This window comes from Niallia sp. FSL R7-0648, from assembly GCF_038007005.1.
Lineage (GTDB): Bacteria > Bacillota > Bacilli > Bacillales > Cytobacillaceae > Niallia > Niallia circulans.
The window spans coordinates 4007128-4024811 of record NZ_JBBOWE010000001.1; the positions used below are offsets into that span (position 1 = coordinate 4007128).

Below are 17684 nucleotides of genomic sequence, written 5' to 3' on the forward strand. Positions count from 1 at the left end.
ATTCATCTGTTTATCCCATCTCTACTAATCTACTTAAACTGCCTTCGCCGAATCGATGCTCGAATTGGGAGCTGCTAATCCAATCACCATCTTTGTATACATACCGCGCGGGAGATAGATTCGCAAAAAGATCATATATATTTGTAGCATCGAATAACACAAACTCAGCTACCCCTCCTTCTTTCATTCCATGGGCTTTTTTCCCAAAAATAGCAGCTGGAGTTTGAGTTATCATATTTAAAACAGCTATCAGCTCCTCTTCACTCGCCAAATGTGCTGTATAAGCAGTAAGCAATCCTATTTGTAATAAATCAAATCGACCAAAGGGATGAAATGGATCACTTACATTATCGGAGGCTGTTGCTAATCCGACCTTTTTCTGCAGCATTTCACGTACTCTCGTTATTCCTCTTCGAACGATTCCCTTATCTCCTCTGCCTTGCAAATACATATTGGCACCAGGCAAAGTGACAGCGTAGATATGTTGAAGAGCCATTTCTTCTATAATGCGATCGGACTTTTCTTCAGTCATAGCAGATAGAGAGCATAAATGCCCCGCCGTTACTCTTCCTTGAAAATCCCATTTCTTCGTATTATCAATAATTCTTTCAATCGTACAAATTTCCGGATTATCCTGTTCATCCACATGCAAATCAACGAACTTATCATATTTAGCGGCTAGTTCAAACAGCTGATCGATATCTTTCGTTGCGTTCGGTGATAAATGTGGTGCTCCGCCTATTCCATCTATCCCATAGGAAATCGCTTCTTTCAATACATCTTTTTCTCTTTCCGACTTCACCGACAAATCCGAGAACATCGGAACAACCTGTATAGTTACATAGGGCTTCAACAAATCCCTTGCCTCTAGTACCGCTTGCAGATGGCTTAATGCCAACTCATTCGATACATTCCATTCAAAGTTAACATGGGTTCGTATATGAGTGGTGCCATGTGAGAGTGCTTGAAGTGCTCCTTTCATTACTCGCCGTTTTATTTCGTTTTTGGAAAAAGAGGCAGCTTTTTCGCTATAATTTCTAATTGCTTCGATTAGCGTCCCTGACTTATTCGGCACCGTTTCTAAAGAGAATGCTTTATCAAGATGGGTATGGATATCAATAAAAGAGGGAAGAAGAATTCTTCCCCCCATATCTATTATTGGTTGATAATCTTCCTTACTGCTCCAAATGTCTTTAAATACGGAAAAATTCCCATTTCTCTTTTGGGTTTGTGGTTCTACTTTTGTATACATGCCGTTTTGAATCACAATGGTATAAAGCTTTTCCGTATTCAGCAATGGCAAAGAAACATTGATCAATTGAATATCCTTCATCTTATTCACCTAAATAATCATTCGTAAATATTTTTGAAACATCTTCTTTCTTTTTAATAATGCCAAGATCCAGCAGCTCATCTTGGAGCATTGTCCAGCGTTCATCAGACATATAACCAAATCCATGCTCTTTTGCATCCCCGCCGAAAATCAACTCTTCTTCTGCTTTCGCTCCGTAATCCATTAATTCCATGGATAAATCAGGATTTTTCTCCTTTAAAAAAGGATTAATCTCGTCTGAATGGTCACGGTAATATTCCCAGCCTTTTACCGTTGCTTTCATAAAGGATTGAACCAATTCAGGATTATCTTTAATAACATCCTCTGTCGTGAAAATAACATTGGCATATGTTTCAAAACCAGAGTCATGAATAAATAAGTAGTCTGTTTTTACTCCATCCTGCTCTAAAACATAAGGCTCCGAAGTAACATACCCTTGCGTGACGGCATTAGGGTCATCAATAAATGTTGCCAATGATCCGGTATAAGCCATATCCTTCACTTCTAAGTCATTTGCCTTCTTAATATACTCCCAATAGCCACTGCCTGGTGCTGTGTATACTGTTTTACCATCTAAATCCTTGAAATCCTTTAATGCACCTTCATGCCCTATTAATACTTGAGGACTTTTTTGAAAAATTGCTCCAATTGCTACTAAAGGTATTCCTTTATCTCTGGCGATTAGAACGTCCTCTGCTTGCGTATAACCAAATTGGGCTTTACCAGAAGCAACTATTTGTGTAGACGAAATTTGCGGACCGCCTGGCTCAATCGTCATATCAAGTCCTTCTTCTTTATAGAAATCCTGTTTTAAGGCGGCATAGTTCCCACCATGCTCCGGCTGAGCAAACCAATTTGTAACTAATTTAGCTTTCGTTAATTCTCCATCCTTAGAGCTTCCGCCTGATTCCTTCGCATCTCCACAGGCCGTAAGCAGCAACATAGACATAGCAGTGACGAACACACCAATTTTTTTGTATGATTTTATTTTCCTCATTCACTAATTTCCCCCTTTACGATTATCTAGTAAAAAAGCACATGCCTATTAATTGTCTCGTTTCATTTCTGATTCATGCCAGGATCCTAAAACCCATTTTGACAATAGATTGACCAACAGGAAAAAGACAATCCCTAAAATACTCGCAGAAATTCCACAGGCAAATAAGTAGGCTGTTTCCATGCGACTAGAGGCAACGGTAATCGCATAGCCTAACCCACCGTCTCCACCGCCAATGCCTGCAATATACTCCCCGACAATGGCACCAACCACAGCAAGGGTACAGGAGATTTTCAGCCCTGCCATAATATAAGGGAGGGCAAAAGGAATGCGGACCTTCCACATAATTTTCCATTTAGACGCTTGGTACAAGGTTAGTAGATTAATCATTCCTCGATCCGTTGCATTTAAACCCACTAAGGTATTCGACAGCATTGGAAAAAATCCAATCGTAAAGGCAATAATGACAATCGCATTTGTTCCAGATCCGAACCAGATAACAATGATCGGGGCAATCGCGACAATCGGAATCGTCTGGAGAAGAATGGCGTAAGGATACAAGCTTCTTTCCAGCATTTTCGAACTAGCCATTAATATTGCTGCAATGACTCCCCCAATCACACTAAAAATAAATCCAATGATAGAAGCAGTAATCGTTTTAGTCACTGCATTTCGCAAGTTCTCCCAGTTCTCTAGTGATGCTTGAAGAATATCTGTTGGTTTCGGCAATAGATAGGGTGGTATTTGAAATAGCACAGTACCGTATTGCCAAAGGAGCATAAACAATACAAATACAATCAAAGGGGGAATCCAAACGCTAAACGCTTTCGTCCATTTTTTATCCGTTTTTATTCCTATTATCTGCACTTCCGTAACCTTTTGTGATGCTTGTTCCATAATATCCCTCCTTTTAAATTATCTCTGATTCTTGTTTCACCGAAATCTTACCTGGATTTAGTAAATCGAAAGGATCATTTTCTCGTTTCTTCATTAAGATTTTTTCCATTTTCAGATTATAACCGCCAAATCCAAGTAAGTACGTATGTGGATCATTAATCTCCACTTCTATCGTTCGGCAGAAATCAATAATTTCATATAATCTTTCTTTTGACTGATAGAGTATGACTGGTAAGGAGGCAGGAGTAATTTTTCCTTTTATCTTGATATACTCAAAGTGAAATTGAATCTCCTCTCCAAATTCTGCCCTCAATGTATCCATCTGTTCAAAAATACGATCAACCTTAAATCTAGCTTGAAGGTATGTCATATTCTCACCATGTTTATGAGCCCAAAGGGTTGCATGATTCCATGTAAAATCAGATACCTTTAAACCTTTATGATAGTTGTTAGCAGGTATCATTAAATCTGTACTTCCTTTATATTTATCTACTAAGCTTTGTAATGCATCCAAACAGGACTCCTCTATTTCTAGCATCGTAATAGATTTCTCCTCATGAAGAACGTCTTTTAATGAATGAAAGTGAGAAGGAATCGGCCATTCACACACAGATACGAGACGTTTTATTATCTCTTCCTTATGGGCTAACTCATCCCCAAATTTCACCGCTTCTTTAAAGGTAGGGAAGGAAATGATGTGCTGGGTCCACTCTTGCTTCTCCTCCACTGGTAAAATAGCTTCTAACACAATTCCGGTTGTCCCGTAATTATGTATATAATCTTCTATTTCCTCTCCTACTACCTCAAAGATTCTCGGCTCGCCTTCAAAAGTCATCACCGTCACACCTAGAATATTGCCATCCCATAAATTACCCCACCGAATGGAACCAATTCCACCTGAACCTCCGCACAAGAAACCACCTACTGTCGCAGTCATAAAAGTGCTTGGATAAATCCTTAGTTCTTTTCCTTGTTTTCGTAATTTTTTTTCTAATGTGCCAAGACGCATTCCCGCCTGTACTTTGACGGTATCTTCTTTTAAATCTAGTAATTTATCCATTTTCGTTAAATCAAGCACAATTCCACCTTTTAAAGGAATTGCCTGTCCATAGTTACCTGTTCCTGCTCCCCTAATCGTTACAGGTACTTTATTTTCGACTGCAAAAGTTACCAACCCTTGTATCTCTTCTATCGATGTCGGTTTTACTACACAATCAGCTACTTTATCTTTTAATTCTTCGAATAGTACGGGCGAATACCAGTAATAATCCTTAGACAATCGTTCTCTTAAGTTATCACTTACAATGACCTTCTCTTCTCCCACTAACTCTATTAATTTATCTAACCACATAAAAATCACCACCTATTAAAATTGTAAATAATGAGAAACCTTTGCTGCTATATCACTAAAATGATGGGAAGTTCTTAATTCAGCATTTCTCGGAAAGGGTAAGTCCACTTCGACTGTATTTTCTATCTTTCCTGGACTAGGGGTCATTACGGCAATTTTCGTTGATAAATATACGGCTTCAAATACATTATGGGTAATGAATAGAACGGTCATTTTTTCCTTTTCCCATATTTTTAATAACTCTGCTTGCAAGTTTTGTCTCGTTATCTCATCTAATGCGCCAAAGGGCTCATCCATTAATAGTAATTTTGGTTTCGCCACAAGCGCCCTGGCAATCGATACCCTCATTTTCATGCCGCCAGATAATTCCCTTGGCAAAGCTTTGCGGAAATCCTTTAATCCTACTAATTCCAACACTTTTTCTGCCATTTCCTCTTTTCGCTTTTTAGGGATTTGCTGGAATTCGAGTGGAAGCAAAATATTGTCCATTACATTTCTCCAAGGTAATAAGGTAGCATCTTGAAAAACGAAGGATACATCTGTGCTCTGTTTTTGAGCTTGACGAGGGCTCTTCCCTAGAATCGTTAGTTCTCCATCTGTATGTTCAATCAACCCGGAAATCATCTTAAAAATCGTTGATTTTCCACAGCCTGATGGACCAACAAAGGATACAAACTCTCCCTGTTCAATATCGAGACTGACATTTTGAACGGCTGTTTTCCCATTTGGATAAATCTTATTAACATTTTGGAGATGAACAATCGTTTCATTTAAAGGATGCAGCTTTTGTCCTTCCATCACATTGGTATTTTGCATACAGAACCTCCTCCTGAGTTTTCGAATTATATTATGCTTTTGACTGTACGAAGATCGAAATGAATCATTTCCTTAATAGCACCGGCAAAGCTTTCACTAACTAATTGGAGAATCTGTTCCCCTTTTTCAATGGTCGCACTAGCAGCATCTCCCGCAATTCCTGTTTCCGATATATCCTTCATCACCCACGCAAAGTAACTGTTTCCTTTCAAATATAAATGCTGTGTATCTTCAGGTAAGTGGACAAACTCTGTTGGACTAAGTTCCATATCCACCCATGCTTCTTTTAACGCTAACACCATGGACGTTTCGACCTCGCCTCCATGAATCCCATACTTTTGTTCCTTATCAGAAATAAGGGAATGTAGGACCGAATAATCAGGGTTTAGTCGAAAGACATTCATCCCTGTTTCAATCCGTACTTCTCTTGCCATCATATTTAGAAGATCATGATTCCCTCCATGCGTATTGAACAGAAGCAATTTTTTAAACCCACTTTCCTTTACACTTTTCGCAATATCACGAATGACAGCCTGTAAAGTGTCTGCTGACAATGTTATTGTTCCTGACATTCCTAAATGCTCTGTACTCTTTCCATATGGTAAGGATGGTAAAATCCAAACATCCTCATCTGGGATTAAATTTAATGCTTCCACTAACAGCCCTTCGCCTATTAAAGTATCTGTATAAACAGGCAAGTGTGGTCCATGCTGTTCTACTGCACCGATCGGCAAAATAACAAGTGCGTTTTCCTTATCTAATTCCTTAATTTCTTTGGACGTCAATCTAGGTAAGAACCTTTTTTCAAAAGCATGACCGCTATATCTGCCATGTAACATCTTTTCCCATCTCCCTTTAAGAAACCTATGAATTTTCGTACCCCTCATCCCAAAATCAACTTTTTATGCCACACCATTACGACTGATGTTATATTTACTAACATAAACATAATATTTATATTAGTGGTTACTTTGCAAATATACATTAGCAGTTCCGTAGATATTTTCATAATATTTTGTATACTTTGAACAAATTTGAATATTGGGGTAATTTATAAATGAAGAAGGTGCTTTTCATTTTATACCTTCCTTCTGTTCTAGAAATTTATCGTCAGTTGGCGCAAAAGGTAAAGTAGCGAGGATAGGGGAGTAGGAAAAAATAGCAATAATAGAAGAATTAAAAAAGGAAGCAGGGGAACTATCCCCCTGCTCCTTAAGAGACGTTAATTATTTTGTCATTATCTGTTCGTTCTGGTACCCGTTCGACTTTCCCTACTAGGAATATATAGGACAGGGCGCCTACTAATGCGATGCAGGCAATAAATGTAAGAGCTGGTGCAAAGCTGCCTCCTTTTACTAAGAAGCCAATGACAATTGGAATAATAATAGAGGCTGTTCCCCCAATGAAATTAAAGACGCCGCCGGCAATACCTATTAGTCGTTTTGGTGCTAATAGAGAAACGAATACCCATGTGATCGAGGCGAAACCGTTACCAAAAAAGGCAATAGACATGAACAATACAATTAAGCTTGGACTATTCACATAGTTGGCTCCGATAATGGAGGTAGATAAGATTAAGCCTGCAATTATTGGTGTTTTTCTTGCTTTATTGCTAGACACTCCTTTTTTCACAAGGAAGTCGGAAAGGAAACCTGCGGAAAGGACCCCGATAAATGCAGCAATAAAGGGCAAGGATGCTAAAAATCCGGTCTTAATAAAGGATAAGCCGCGATACTCGACTAAATAGGTAGGGAACCAAGTTAAGAAAAACCATAGGGTGGAGCTAACTGCAAATTGGCCAATATAGATTCCCCAAAGCTTTCTGCTTGTTAAGACCGTTGCGAAATCTTTCTTTCCGATTTTCGGTTTGTCCGCTTTATCAGCAGCTGCATCAACAAAGCCGTCTCCAGCTTGAATGTAATCAAGTTCGGCCTTGTTCACTTTTTTACTTTTGCTTGGATCGCGATAAAGAATGAACCAAAGAACGGCCCACACAAGTCCAATAATACCAGTAACAATAAACAGGCCTCTCCATCCAAACGTTTGTTGGAAGAAAATAAGAGTCGGTGTTAGGAATGCTAGTCCAATAAATTGACCTGAGGTGTAAATGGAAATTGCTCTTGCACGTTCATTTTCCGGAAACCAGCTAGCTGCAACCTTACTATTTGTCGGGAAAGCTGGTGCTTCAAAAACTCCTAAACCTACTCGTAATATAAACAGTCCTAAGAAACCGCTTGCAAATCCTTGAAGTAAAGTCATAAGGGAGAATCCTGCAATCCCAATTGCATGAGTATTCCGGTTCCCTAGTTTATCCAACACCCAGCCACCTGGAATTTGAAGCAAGCAATACGTCCAACCAAAAGCTGAAAAAATAAGACCCATTGTCACAGAACTTAATCCTAGCTCTTCCGTAATAAAGGGAGCTGCAATAGAAATATTACTTCGATCCATATAGTTAATAATAACCGTTATAAATAACATGAATACAACACTATAGCGAACCTTTGTTGCTTTGTTCTTCATATCTTAGTCCTCCTATCGTCCTCTTTCACTATCAATCCTTTTCTTTCTACGGCAGGGAGTTTCTCCCTGCCGTACAACCAGCATCCTTACCACTCTGCCACGCTTCCATCACGATGACGCCATACTGGGTTTTGCCATTGATGACCTGTTTTCGCCATTTCACGAACAACATCCTCATCAACCTCAATCCCTAGTCCAGGTCCTTGCGGAATTTTCACATAACCATCTTCGTAAGAAAAGACTGTTGGATCCTTTAAGTAATCAAGTAAATCACTGCCTTGGTTATAATGAATACCTAGACTCTGTTCTTGAATGACAGCATTATGTGCTGTTGCATCTACTTGTAAACAAGCCGCTAATGCAATCGGCCCTAATGGACAGTGTGGTGCAGCTGCTACATCATAAGCTTCAGCCATACTGATAATTTTTTTGCATTCCGTGATTCCACCTGCATGGGATAAATCTGGCTGGATAATATCAACATATCCATCGCTTAATAAGGATTTGAAATCCCATCTTGAAAACATACGTTCGCCTGTTGCGATAGGGATAGCCGTTAATGATGCAATTTCTCTTAATGCTTCATTATTTTCTGGTAATACTGGTTCTTCAATAAACATTGGATTAAATTCTTCTAATGCTTTAGCTAGCACTTTTGCCATTGGCTTATGCACACGCCCGTGAAAGTCAATTCCAATCCCGATATTTTTGCCAACGGCTGCACGAATAGCTGCAACGTTTTCAAGTACTTTATTCACCTTTTCATAGGAATCTATGTATTGCATTTCTTCCGATGCATTCATCTTTATCGCTTGAAACCCTTTATCGACACACTCTTTTGCCGCTCTTGCCGTATCACTTGGGCGGTCTCCGCCAATCCATGAATAAACCTTGATAGAGTCACGGCATGCTCCGCCTAATAATTGATAGACTGGGGCATCATAGTATTTTCCTTTTATATCCCAAAGTGCTTGATCAATTCCAGCGATAGCACTCATAAGAATCGGACCGCCTCTATAAAAGCCTCCTCTATACATGACATTCCAGTGATCTTCAATTCTTAATGGATCTTTCCCAATTAGATACGTCATTAGTTCTTCTACAGCCCCTTTGACTGTAGCCGCTTTCCCTTCAATTACTGGTTCTCCCCATCCAACAATTCCTTCATCTGTTTCGATTTTCAAGAATAACCAACGTGGTTGTACGGTGAATAATTCATAGCCTGTTATTTTCATAGAAAAAACACTCCTTATAATGAATAATTTTGTGCTAACAACGTAAATTTATTTGACTTTTCAGTTAATTCTTGTAAATATTGTTCCGTTATTTCCTTTTTTGTGTCTACTAACGAACTACCAATTCCCAATCCTGCAGCCCCGGCTTCTAAGTATTCCTTCACATTTGTTAAATCCACTCCGCCAGTTGGTAACAATGGTATTTGCGGCAATGGCCCATGAATATCCTTGATAAACTTCGGACCTACAGCAGTGGCTGGAAAAACTTTTATAATATCCCCTCCAGACTCGTACGCTTCCAAAATTTCAGTTGGGGTGAAAGCAGCAGGAATGCTAACTGCACCATATCTTTTGGTCATCCGGATGGTTTCCTCTTTATAAGTCGGGGATAAAATAAATTGAGCACCAGCTAACAGAGCACTTCGCGCAGACTCTGCATCTAACACCGTACCAGCACCTACCGCCATTCTGTCTCCAAATTCGTCGACTGCCCTTTCAATGGCTGTTAGCGCTTTCGGCGAATTCATCGTAATTTCGACTACTCTTATTCCCCCTTCATATAAGGACTTAACAATTTTCAATGTATCCTCTGGGTCAGCCCCTCGTATGATGGCAATTAATTTATGATCGAAAATTTTCTGAAGTGTACTCATCTTATTACCGCTTCCCTTCTATTATCTATTCACTTCATCGGTTAAGTCGGATTGAAAAAATTGATTTAATTCCCTTTTGCTAGGAAGTCCTTCTATATCTCCATTAGTAGAACAAACCATAGCTCCGATGGCACAGCCTCTTTTTACTGCTTCACTGATGGTTAATTTATCAAGCAGCCCAGACAGGACGCCTGCAGCAAATCCATCTCCTGCACCTACTGGATCAATTACTGTTTTTACTGGATAACTATCAATATATCCTTTGCTATCAGTAGTAGAGTAATAGGCACCCTTCTCTCCAAGTTTAATAATTACTATTTCCACTCCCATCTCGTGGAAGGATTGAACTGCTCTCCCATATTCCTTCGTGCCAAATAAAAATTCACATTCACTTATACCTGGCAAGACAATATCGGATTTCGCCGCTATCTCCAGAATGACTTCTCTTGCTTCCTTATCATCCCAAAGCTTTCTGCGTATATTGGGGTCAAAGACTATTTTTAATCCGTTGTCTTTTGCAATTTCAATCGACTCAAACACAACTTTTCTACAAGATAGACTAAGGGCAGGTGTAATTCCAGATAGATACAAGTATTTCGCATTGGCTATATAGTCTCTATCTAAATCAGCTGGTTCTAGCCTGCTTGCAGCTGAGTCTTTGCGATAGTAATAAATATTGACAGCATCCTGATTCAAGATTTCCTTAAAGAGAATTCCTGTTGGTGCTGTTTCATCAATCACTACCTTGCTAACATCTACCCCTTCTCCTCGAACTGTATTTAAAATCATCTCACCAAATTCATCACGGCCCAGCCGGCTGATCCACCCAGCCTGATGGCCTAATTTTGCTAAACCAATCAAAGTATTGGTCTCAGCACCGGCAATCCTCGAAGTATACTGATTCGCATAGCGGATTTTGCCGAGTGTATTGGGTGTAAATAAAACCATCGTCTCACCGATACTAATAACATCCATCTCTTCACCTCGTTTCTTATAACGTGAAACTTCCATCAGATGACCAACCCCACTGATGATTAGTCGAACCATTCGAACCTATACGGACAGTTAAACTCAACCAATCTTCTCCAAATTCTCATAAGCATACGGTTGAGTCTTACTGTCTGCTAAGTGTGGGATAAAATGCAACCCATACTTTCCGAAATTTTCTTCGCTGTCCAAAGAACTCTTTCTACTACTTCTTCTTTTTGTTTAAGCATTCTTTCCCTTGGGCCTGCTACACTTATTGCTGCTTCCAGCTTGCGTCCTGGTCCAAATACAGGTGCCGCCACACAATATAATCCTTCTTCTCCTTCTTCATCATCAATCGTATATCCAATCATCGAATACTGATAAAGCTCTTTTTCTAATTCCGCTCTGTCTGTCACTGTTTTCTCAGTAATCGGAACAAGTTCAATCTGGTCTAAAATCCGCTTTCTCTCTTCTTCTGACATATTAGCTAAAAAGGTCTTCCCCAACCCCGTGCTATACAATGGTTTACGATAGCCAGTTTGGGCAGTCGTACGGATTGAGCGATTGCTGTTTATTTTTTGGACATAGACTAATTCATTTTCAGCAAGCGTTGCCATAAATACAGTCTCTTGAACATTTTCCATTAATTTTTGCAAATATGGCTTAGCTTGGATAGATATATCCATATTTTCCATAGCAAGTGTACCAATATGGACTAATTTTGCTCCTAATTTAAATCGCTTCAATACATCTATACTTAGATAATTCTGTTCCAAAAGCGTCGCCACGAGATTAGATGTACTACTTTGCGGGAATGAAAGTTTCTCACTAATTTCTTTAATTGATAACCCATCCGGATAATGGGCAAGTAGTTCAAAAATTCGCAGAACCCTTTCGGCAGATTTAACTGACATCCAATCCTCCCCTTCCTTCATATCACATATGTGATACAAAATCATATATGTGATTAATTCCGATACATAATATCACCCCTTATTTGCAGTGTCAATATGTTTTGTGGAATCGCTAACAAAAAAATAATCGCTAAAATAAATCCTTTGAAAGCAATTTCAAATCTATAAAACCCACATATAAAATAGTTTTTTTCAGAAAAAAGAAGCTTCAGAGAGTTGGATCAACTCACTAGAAGCTTCTTGCGTTATATTATTGTTCCTTCTTTTAATAAATTTACTTAAACCAGGACGTGGAACCTGTCCTTTTTATATCAAAAATCCATTTTTTCATTTAAGCGCTTGTCATAAATTTTTCCGAAAAAGAAAAGAGATAGAGATATGTTATAAAGATACAATTGACCTACAAAGAAAAAAGAACCATAAAAATGGTCCTTTTTCCTTGTCCTCACTTGCTTGGTGCTGGATAGCAATCAAACCGAAAGATCAATCGATTTCCCTAGTGTGGGATGTGGGGCTTCTAGCATTTTTAGTAATTGATCATTATTCTGTTCAGCGGTATCCATTGCCTTTTTTGTTAAAGCTATGCCGACATTTTGCGATAAGCTTGCTTGCTTCATTCCTATTGATAATGCAGCAATATCCATTTTTTTCACCACCTCTTCTTGTTATCGGCTGCCAGACATAACTGTAAACAAATTTTTACCAATCTATTACTTAGAGCTTGGTAATACCTTAATTGCTTATAGCAAAAATCTCCATTTGCGGTATGTTTCTCTATCTTTATTTCTATTTATCTCCAATCTTCTTGCCATTAATTAAACGGCCGAACCGTCTCTCTGAATTTATTAAGTTGTCATAGGCTCTAATTTCATTATTGCGCCAAAATATTGGGAAGCGGTAGTAAAGGTGATAAACGCAATAAGCTCACTGATTTCCGCTTCTGAAAGATATTCTTTCAATATATTGAATTGGGCATCTGAAATGTCCCCTTTTTGCTTCAAAAAGGCTTCTGCAAACCCTACTGCAATCGACGTTTTTTCATCGAACAAGTGAGATTCAGGTTTTCCCTTTGCCTTGCAATATTCACACCCATTGCTTTGTGCTAATGTTCTTCTTACTTGTTCTTTTAGATGGGATGATAGATTCAAATCTTTTTCTAACACATCTCCTAATTGATTCCATCCATTTAAGACATCTACATTATATCCTAAGAGTCTTTGAAAAGGTGTTTCACCGTTTTTTGATTCATTAATTCTTGCCATCCTTACTACCTCCTTGTAGAATTAATTTTACTGGAGATTATAAAAGGTTCCCATTAAAAATGATACATTTTTTATAGATACACTTTACAAACTTAACAAATATGGAGGTTTTTTATTAAAAATGAAAATAGATTCAATTGATAAGAAAATAATCGATGAATTAAACCAAAATAGTCGATTATCGATGAGTGAACTTGGAAGAAGAATTAATTTATCTTCTCCGTCTGTAACAGAACGCGTAAGGCAAATGGAGTCATTTGGAATAATCAAAAGGTATACTTTAGAAGTGGATTACAGTAAACTTGGACTTCCTATTCAATGTATTATTGAAGCAACCGTCAAAAATGGTGATTATAATTCTTTTAAAAGGTATATTGAGGAGCAGCCAAATGTAGAGTTTTGTTACAGAATTGCTGGAAATGCCTGCTATATGCTAAAAATGCAATTCGATACATTTGCCAAAGCAGAACAATTTATTGAAGATATAAACCCCTTTGCTCACACTGTAACACATTTTATTTTTTCAAAGGTGGATACAAATTTAAAGATTGATTCAGACTGATTTTATTTAGATTTTGTTTAATGAGATACCCCCTTAAAATGGATAAAAGTGTTTATTTTATATGGAGCGGTAAGAACGCACTTGTTATTGAGGAGATTTGTCCGTTATTCCCGCACGATTAGAAAAAGGAAGGTTTCTCCCATATGGTGACCTTCCTTCTTCTTATTAGTATTTTTAATCAATAGTTGAATTTCTTCCGTTGTATAAACAGAAAATTAAGGAAGCGCTTCCAATAAGCATCGCTACTGCCATCTAGCTAGTGTCGTCCGCCCCCCCAGAAAACACAGTACTTTTTATTCTGAATAACGCTGATTAAACAGCCGTAATGACAACTTGCTTTTCACTTACTGCCCTTTCCCTTGTGGTATCGATTTGTTTAAAATCAGCACTGTTTGTAATAATAACAGGAGTAATCAGATTGTATCCTTCTTCTCTAATTTTTTCCATATCAAATTCTAATAACAAGTCACCAGCACTCACTTTATCTCCTTGTTTTACATGTGCTGTGAAGTATTTACATTCTAGCTTGACTGTATCCATTCCAATATGAATTAAGATTTCTGCCCCGTTGTCAGATGTAATTCCGATGGCATGCTTTGTTTTGAAAAGAGTCGTAACAATACCGTTTACTGGAGATACAGTCCGCCCTGCTGAAGGGATAATGCCAACGGAGGACAGAGCCTGTTTTTTTCTCTTAATATATTTCATGGACGTTTTTTATAAAAAATTTGATCATTTTCTGTTTGTGTTGTTAAACAATCGCGCCATTAATGGAGTAAAATACTCACCTATAATTGGTCCATCATATAGAGTATTGTGTCTCTTATTTTTTCTGAGGATCCTTTTTCTAATAACGTCATATATGCCTCATAGCTGTCACTCGCATAGTAGCCTTCTGGGACTATATATCCTATGTAGTCGTTAGTGTTACCAGCTATGAATACTGGTACTCCGTTGTAGTTATTAGTTATTTCTGTTCCAGTTTCATTAAATATTTCTCCAGGTATTGATACAAATAAGATCTCACCCAGCTTTAATACTTGTATTTCGGTATAAATGGTTAATGAATTTTCTAACGCTCCTGATTTCTTGATTAATGCAGAAACACCTTCAATCTCTGATTCTATCTTTCTTAAATAGGCATAGTTATTTCCAGCTGTTACTCTTTGGATTTTATGTCTTTGTTTAAGTTCGTGCAATTTATGCTGCAGTTGTGCAGAATCTTCTATGTTGCGAAGGGCCAAATCTACTTTCTCTATTTTAGAACTTATGGTATCAACCTTGATTTGTTTTTTGTGAGTTAATAATTCCAGTACCGCTGCTGATAATACTGTTCCTACCCTTCTTACTTCATAAAAACTTGCCTCTTTTCTTGTAAAACGTGTACTAATATCACCTGACGGACCATTTATAAATAATGCAATTTCTACATTATTTTCATTTTCTAAATTAGAGCTAGTTACTCCAGGGAAATCAGCACTAATTAGAAGGTTGTCTCTATTCATTATCGTTGGATGGCATGCAAAGTGATACACTATAATCTTTTTGTTCGTTCTGCAATATTCAAATTCTATTACTTTTAAAATTGAGGAATATTCTATTTCAGATGATATCCTATTAGCAGCAATGCCGCTGACTTCCCCCTCACAAATACTAACTTTACATTCTTCTAAATTTTCCAATGCTAGTTTAACAGCCTCAACAATTTTTTTATGTTGTTCATTTACAAGTATTCTATCGTATGGCATCCATAAATCAGGAAATGCTCTCCAGATGGGAGATGTTTCCTGAATAGTCCCCCCTGGACCAGAATGAGTATGCGTAGCGTGAAGGAAGATACATTCTTTTGAAACATTCGTTTGGTCTGAAATTTTTTTGCGAAGTTCGACTGTATAGTTTTGATCTATACAAATCAAATCTAAGCTAACTAGAATTATAAAAGTCTGTTGAGATCTGATTGCAACAATTCGTGCATAAATTGGATCATGAATTCCCTTAGATTGTCTTGTAGCCATATAACCTGCTAAAAGCTTACTTTCAGTAGGTGTGATATCAACTTTAGCTGATCCACAATAAATATTCATTTTATCACCTTATTCATTATAAAATACCAATCTATTTACCCAATACACAAAAAATAATCATTCCCATTAAAATTTCGATTGCACTAAAACCTTACTTAATTAATAGGAAACTAATAACTGTAATAGCTAAGGGATGTAAGCTAGGTAAAATCCAATCAAAGATTTCCTGGAACTTTATTTCTGCACCTCCCACTTTTAGTACATAAGGAGTGGCTAATTGTACAAGTTGCGGGATTAAACCACCAATGACTACAATCCCTAACATCGTTGCCATTGCAATATATCTTTGAACACATATAATTGTAAAAATTGAAAAGTACTGCATATAGACAGAATTATTACCATCTGAGCTCCTTGTAAGATATTAACTGGATACTAGCTTTTTGAATGGCAGTTATTGTAAAGGGATCAGTTAATATACCTAATTCCTTTATTCTTTGTATATTATAAGAACTGTGATTTAAAAGTTGTTGATCAACAAAACCAGGATGACACATCATTTCTAAAGGGGTCACACTTGCACGCTCAAAAATATCCAATAAAGTTTCATAAGAAGCATTATCATCATGGAATTTAGAACAAAACTCTAGAGTGTTTATCGCTGAATCATCCTTATTTAATTGACGTATTGGCAGCCGGTACTCTTCAGCCAAAACTTTTACAATCGAAGAAACTGGCTCTGTGCCGTGTAAATTATGATGAGTATCTATGTGAGTAGGATTCAATCCAAAAGTGTAAAATTCGTTCATTTGTGCCCTAAGTTCTTTTTCTATCTCAATTACATTTGCCTTGTTTAAAACTTCTTTCTTGCTATGGAAATATCCCTTTTGATTGACTAGTGATGGAACATTTTGATGAATAGGTTTACCTGCCGTTAGGTTGAGGTGAACTCCAACACCCAAAGAAGGATATTTTTTGGCTAGGCTTGAGGCATGTTTCGCTGCCGGCATGTTCACCATTAGCGTTGTTGATGTAACAATTCCACTTACATGTGCATCAATAATTCCGTAATTTACTCCTTTTGAAAGACCAAAGTCATCAGCATTTACTATTAAATATGGCATGATGAGTTTCTCTCCGCTCTAGAAGGGAAATTTTTGGCTAAATGCCACGCTCCCCATAAACCGCTCTGTCCGCTAAGTGCAGCCAATTTAAGATCCAGATGACCCCTGTGAATTTTGAACAAGCGTTGATTCATTTCATTTTCTATTAATGGAATTAATAGTTTTGACTGATTATTCATAATTCCGCCTCCTAAAATTATCGCGTCAGGGTTGAAAATTTGTATTATATTTGCCAAACCAATCCCTAAATATCGGCAAGTTTGTTGGATGATAGAAAAACAGGCTTGATCTCCCAACCTAACTGCCTCAAAAACCATTTCAGCAGTAACCGAATTCTTACCGGCAAGTTCTAATAATACTTCAGATTGCTCTTGAATCAATAATTGCTCCCCTTTTTTTGCAATAGATGTTCCAGAAGCCAAAGCTTCTAGGCAACCGAAATTCCCACAGGAGCATGGTGGTCCGTCTGGTGATACCGTCATATGGCCGATTTCGCCCGCAAGATCTTGTTTTCCATAATATAGTTTTTCATCTATAATGATTGCACCTCCAATACCTGTACTGACTGTCAAATATATTTGATTCTTATAGCCTTTTCCTGCTCCATAAATCGCTTCTGCAATACCAGCAGCGTTAGCGTCATCATCTATGATTATCGGAATATCATTGAGCCTTTTTCTTAGTTCTTCCACAATCTTAAAATTGGACCACTTTAAATTTCCTGTGAAATGAATAACTCCATTTTCTCGATTTAACGGACCCGGGACACTTATACCGACCGAGTTTAACCTTCCATATTTATGGTCCGTTTCAGCTATTAATGAATCGAATTCTTTCATAAGAATATCTATCAGCATTTGTGGTGATTCTATAGTTTTAGACATCAACTGACGTGTGCCAATAATCTTTTCATTAGTGGCTATTCCAATTAGGGTTTTAGTTCCTCCAATATCCACTAATCCATACAAACCACTCATTTTATCACCTTTTCTACATTTTTTCTGAACCATCTGAACTAATAATT

At 37.7% G+C, this 17684-nt stretch carries 19 protein-coding genes; 1 reads left to right on the top strand and 18 read right to left on the bottom strand.

The window, feature by feature from the left end:
• Positions 1–10: 10 nt before the first annotated feature.
• From NSQ89_RS19425 to NSQ89_RS19485, 13 genes are all read right to left on the bottom strand, one after another.
• Positions 11–1333: an amidohydrolase family protein gene (locus tag NSQ89_RS19425; RefSeq protein ID WP_341133070.1), complete on the bottom strand. Its 1323-nt coding sequence runs from the start codon at positions 1331–1333 to the stop codon at positions 11–13.
• Between the two features lies 1 nt (position 1334).
• The gene (locus NSQ89_RS19430; RefSeq protein ID WP_047942006.1) at positions 1335–2330 is read right to left on the bottom strand and encodes an ABC transporter substrate-binding protein; all 996 of its coding nucleotides are present in this window, start codon (positions 2328–2330) and stop codon (positions 1335–1337) included.
• A 48-nt stretch (positions 2331–2378) separates the two neighbouring features.
• Entirely contained in the window at positions 2379–3227 is an 849-nt protein-coding gene (locus tag NSQ89_RS19435; RefSeq protein ID WP_123260435.1) for an ABC transporter permease, read from the bottom strand.
• Positions 3228–3240: 13 nt separating this feature from the next.
• Entirely contained in the window at positions 3241–4578 is a 1338-nt protein-coding gene (locus tag NSQ89_RS19440) for an FAD-binding oxidoreductase (protein ID WP_341133071.1), read from the bottom strand.
• A gap of 15 nt (positions 4579–4593) precedes the next feature.
• On the bottom strand, positions 4594–5394 hold the full coding sequence (locus NSQ89_RS19445; RefSeq protein WP_047942002.1) for an ABC transporter ATP-binding protein: 801 nt from the start codon (positions 5392–5394) through the stop codon (positions 4594–4596).
• Positions 5395–5420: 26 nt separating this feature from the next.
• Positions 5421–6233 (bottom strand): creatininase family protein, encoded by an 813-nt coding sequence (locus NSQ89_RS19450; RefSeq protein WP_047942000.1) that lies wholly within the window; start codon positions 6231–6233, stop codon positions 5421–5423.
• 373 nt (positions 6234–6606) lie between these two features.
• Positions 6607–7917, bottom strand: a complete 1311-nt coding sequence (locus NSQ89_RS19455; RefSeq protein WP_047941998.1) for an MFS transporter — start codon at positions 7915–7917, stop codon at positions 6607–6609.
• An 86-nt stretch (positions 7918–8003) separates the two neighbouring features.
• Positions 8004–9152, bottom strand: coding sequence for a galactonate dehydratase (gene dgoD / locus NSQ89_RS19460; RefSeq protein ID WP_061799348.1), 1149 nt, complete (start codon positions 9150–9152; stop codon positions 8004–8006).
• Between the two features lie 14 nt (positions 9153–9166).
• Positions 9167–9805 (bottom strand): bifunctional 4-hydroxy-2-oxoglutarate aldolase/2-dehydro-3-deoxy-phosphogluconate aldolase, encoded by a 639-nt coding sequence (locus NSQ89_RS19465; protein ID WP_047941994.1) that lies wholly within the window; start codon positions 9803–9805, stop codon positions 9167–9169.
• Positions 9806–9826: 21 nt separating this feature from the next.
• Positions 9827–10780, bottom strand: a complete 954-nt coding sequence (locus NSQ89_RS19470) for a sugar kinase (protein WP_047942156.1) — start codon at positions 10778–10780, stop codon at positions 9827–9829.
• 149 nt (positions 10781–10929) lie between these two features.
• Positions 10930–11688 (bottom strand): IclR family transcriptional regulator, encoded by a 759-nt coding sequence (locus NSQ89_RS19475; RefSeq protein ID WP_172865713.1) that lies wholly within the window; start codon positions 11686–11688, stop codon positions 10930–10932.
• Positions 11689–12158: 470 nt separating this feature from the next.
• Positions 12159–12332, bottom strand: a complete 174-nt coding sequence (locus tag NSQ89_RS19480; protein WP_082138312.1) for a YjfB family protein — start codon at positions 12330–12332, stop codon at positions 12159–12161.
• Between the two features lie 201 nt (positions 12333–12533).
• On the bottom strand, positions 12534–12950 hold the full coding sequence (locus tag NSQ89_RS19485) for a carboxymuconolactone decarboxylase family protein (RefSeq protein WP_047941990.1): 417 nt from the start codon (positions 12948–12950) through the stop codon (positions 12534–12536).
• A 121-nt stretch (positions 12951–13071) separates the two neighbouring features.
• Here NSQ89_RS19485 and NSQ89_RS19490 point away from each other — a divergent pair, with 121 nt between their 5' ends.
• A complete protein-coding gene (locus NSQ89_RS19490) occupies positions 13072–13512 on the top strand; it encodes an Lrp/AsnC family transcriptional regulator (RefSeq protein WP_047941989.1) in 441 nt (146 codons plus the stop codon).
• A 312-nt stretch (positions 13513–13824) separates the two neighbouring features.
• Here the strand turns inward: NSQ89_RS19490 and NSQ89_RS19495 are convergent, their stop codons facing one another.
• The 5 genes from NSQ89_RS19495 to NSQ89_RS19515 all read right to left on the bottom strand — a co-directional run bounded on the left by NSQ89_RS19495 (position 13825) and on the right by NSQ89_RS19515 (position 17637).
• Positions 13825–14220, bottom strand: coding sequence for a PTS sugar transporter subunit IIA (locus NSQ89_RS19495; protein WP_341133072.1), 396 nt, complete (start codon positions 14218–14220; stop codon positions 13825–13827).
• Positions 14221–14300: 80 nt separating this feature from the next.
• Positions 14301–15596: a neutral/alkaline non-lysosomal ceramidase N-terminal domain-containing protein gene (locus NSQ89_RS19500; protein ID WP_341133073.1), complete on the bottom strand. Its 1296-nt coding sequence runs from the start codon at positions 15594–15596 to the stop codon at positions 14301–14303.
• A gap of 91 nt (positions 15597–15687) precedes the next feature.
• On the bottom strand, positions 15688–15921 hold the full coding sequence (locus NSQ89_RS19505; protein ID WP_047941986.1) for a PTS system mannose/fructose/sorbose family transporter subunit IID: 234 nt from the start codon (positions 15919–15921) through the stop codon (positions 15688–15690).
• Positions 15922–15934: 13 nt separating this feature from the next.
• Entirely contained in the window at positions 15935–16660 is a 726-nt protein-coding gene (chbG, locus tag NSQ89_RS19510; RefSeq protein WP_341133074.1) for a chitin disaccharide deacetylase, read from the bottom strand.
• Complete coding sequence (locus tag NSQ89_RS19515) at positions 16648–17637, bottom strand: ROK family protein (RefSeq protein ID WP_171510064.1); 990 nt, start codon at positions 17635–17637, stop codon at positions 16648–16650. The genes chbG and NSQ89_RS19515 overlap by 13 nt, the downstream gene beginning before the upstream one ends.
• Positions 17638–17684 lie beyond the last annotated feature (47 nt).

Excerpts from the sequence above, each read along its gene's own strand:
- NSQ89_RS19425 (WP_341133070.1), bottom strand. The coding sequence starts at position 1,333 with ATGAAGGATATTCAATTGATCAATGTTTCTTTGCCATTGCTGAATACG.
- NSQ89_RS19435 (WP_123260435.1), bottom strand. The coding sequence starts at position 3,227 with ATGGAACAAGCATCACAAAAGGTTACGGAAGTGCAGATAATAGGAATA.
- NSQ89_RS19480 (WP_082138312.1), bottom strand. The coding sequence starts at position 12,332 with ATGGATATTGCTGCATTATCAATAGGAATGAAGCAAGCAAGCTTATCG.
- NSQ89_RS19465 (WP_047941994.1), bottom strand. The coding sequence starts at position 9,805 with ATGAGTACACTTCAGAAAATTTTCGATCATAAATTAATTGCCATCATA.
- NSQ89_RS19495 (WP_341133072.1), bottom strand. The coding sequence starts at position 14,220 with ATGAAATATATTAAGAGAAAAAAACAGGCTCTGTCCTCCGTTGGCATT.
- NSQ89_RS19490 (WP_047941989.1), top strand. The coding sequence starts at position 13,072 with ATGAAAATAGATTCAATTGATAAGAAAATAATCGATGAATTAAACCAA.
- NSQ89_RS19440 (WP_341133071.1), bottom strand. The coding sequence starts at position 4,578 with ATGTGGTTAGATAAATTAATAGAGTTAGTGGGAGAAGAGAAGGTCATT.
- dgoD (WP_061799348.1), bottom strand. The coding sequence starts at position 9,152 with ATGAAAATAACAGGCTATGAATTATTCACCGTACAACCACGTTGGTTA.
- NSQ89_RS19500 (WP_341133073.1), bottom strand. The coding sequence starts at position 15,596 with ATGAATATTTATTGTGGATCAGCTAAAGTTGATATCACACCTACTGAA.
- NSQ89_RS19445 (WP_047942002.1), bottom strand. The coding sequence starts at position 5,394 with ATGCAAAATACCAATGTGATGGAAGGACAAAAGCTGCATCCTTTAAAT.
- NSQ89_RS19455 (WP_047941998.1), bottom strand. The coding sequence starts at position 7,917 with ATGAAGAACAAAGCAACAAAGGTTCGCTATAGTGTTGTATTCATGTTA.
- NSQ89_RS19505 (WP_047941986.1), bottom strand. The coding sequence starts at position 15,921 with ATGCAGTACTTTTCAATTTTTACAATTATATGTGTTCAAAGATATATT.
- NSQ89_RS19430 (WP_047942006.1), bottom strand. The coding sequence starts at position 2,330 with ATGAGGAAAATAAAATCATACAAAAAAATTGGTGTGTTCGTCACTGCT.
- NSQ89_RS19475 (WP_172865713.1), bottom strand. The coding sequence starts at position 11,688 with ATGTCAGTTAAATCTGCCGAAAGGGTTCTGCGAATTTTTGAACTACTT.
- NSQ89_RS19470 (WP_047942156.1), bottom strand. The coding sequence starts at position 10,780 with ATGGATGTTATTAGTATCGGTGAGACGATGGTTTTATTTACACCCAAT.
- NSQ89_RS19450 (WP_047942000.1), bottom strand. The coding sequence starts at position 6,233 with ATGTTACATGGCAGATATAGCGGTCATGCTTTTGAAAAAAGGTTCTTA.
- NSQ89_RS19515 (WP_171510064.1), bottom strand. The coding sequence starts at position 17,637 with ATGAGTGGTTTGTATGGATTAGTGGATATTGGAGGAACTAAAACCCTA.
- NSQ89_RS19485 (WP_047941990.1), bottom strand. The coding sequence starts at position 12,950 with ATGGCAAGAATTAATGAATCAAAAAACGGTGAAACACCTTTTCAAAGA.
- chbG (WP_341133074.1), bottom strand. The coding sequence starts at position 16,660 with ATGCCATATTTAATAGTAAATGCTGATGACTTTGGTCTTTCAAAAGGA.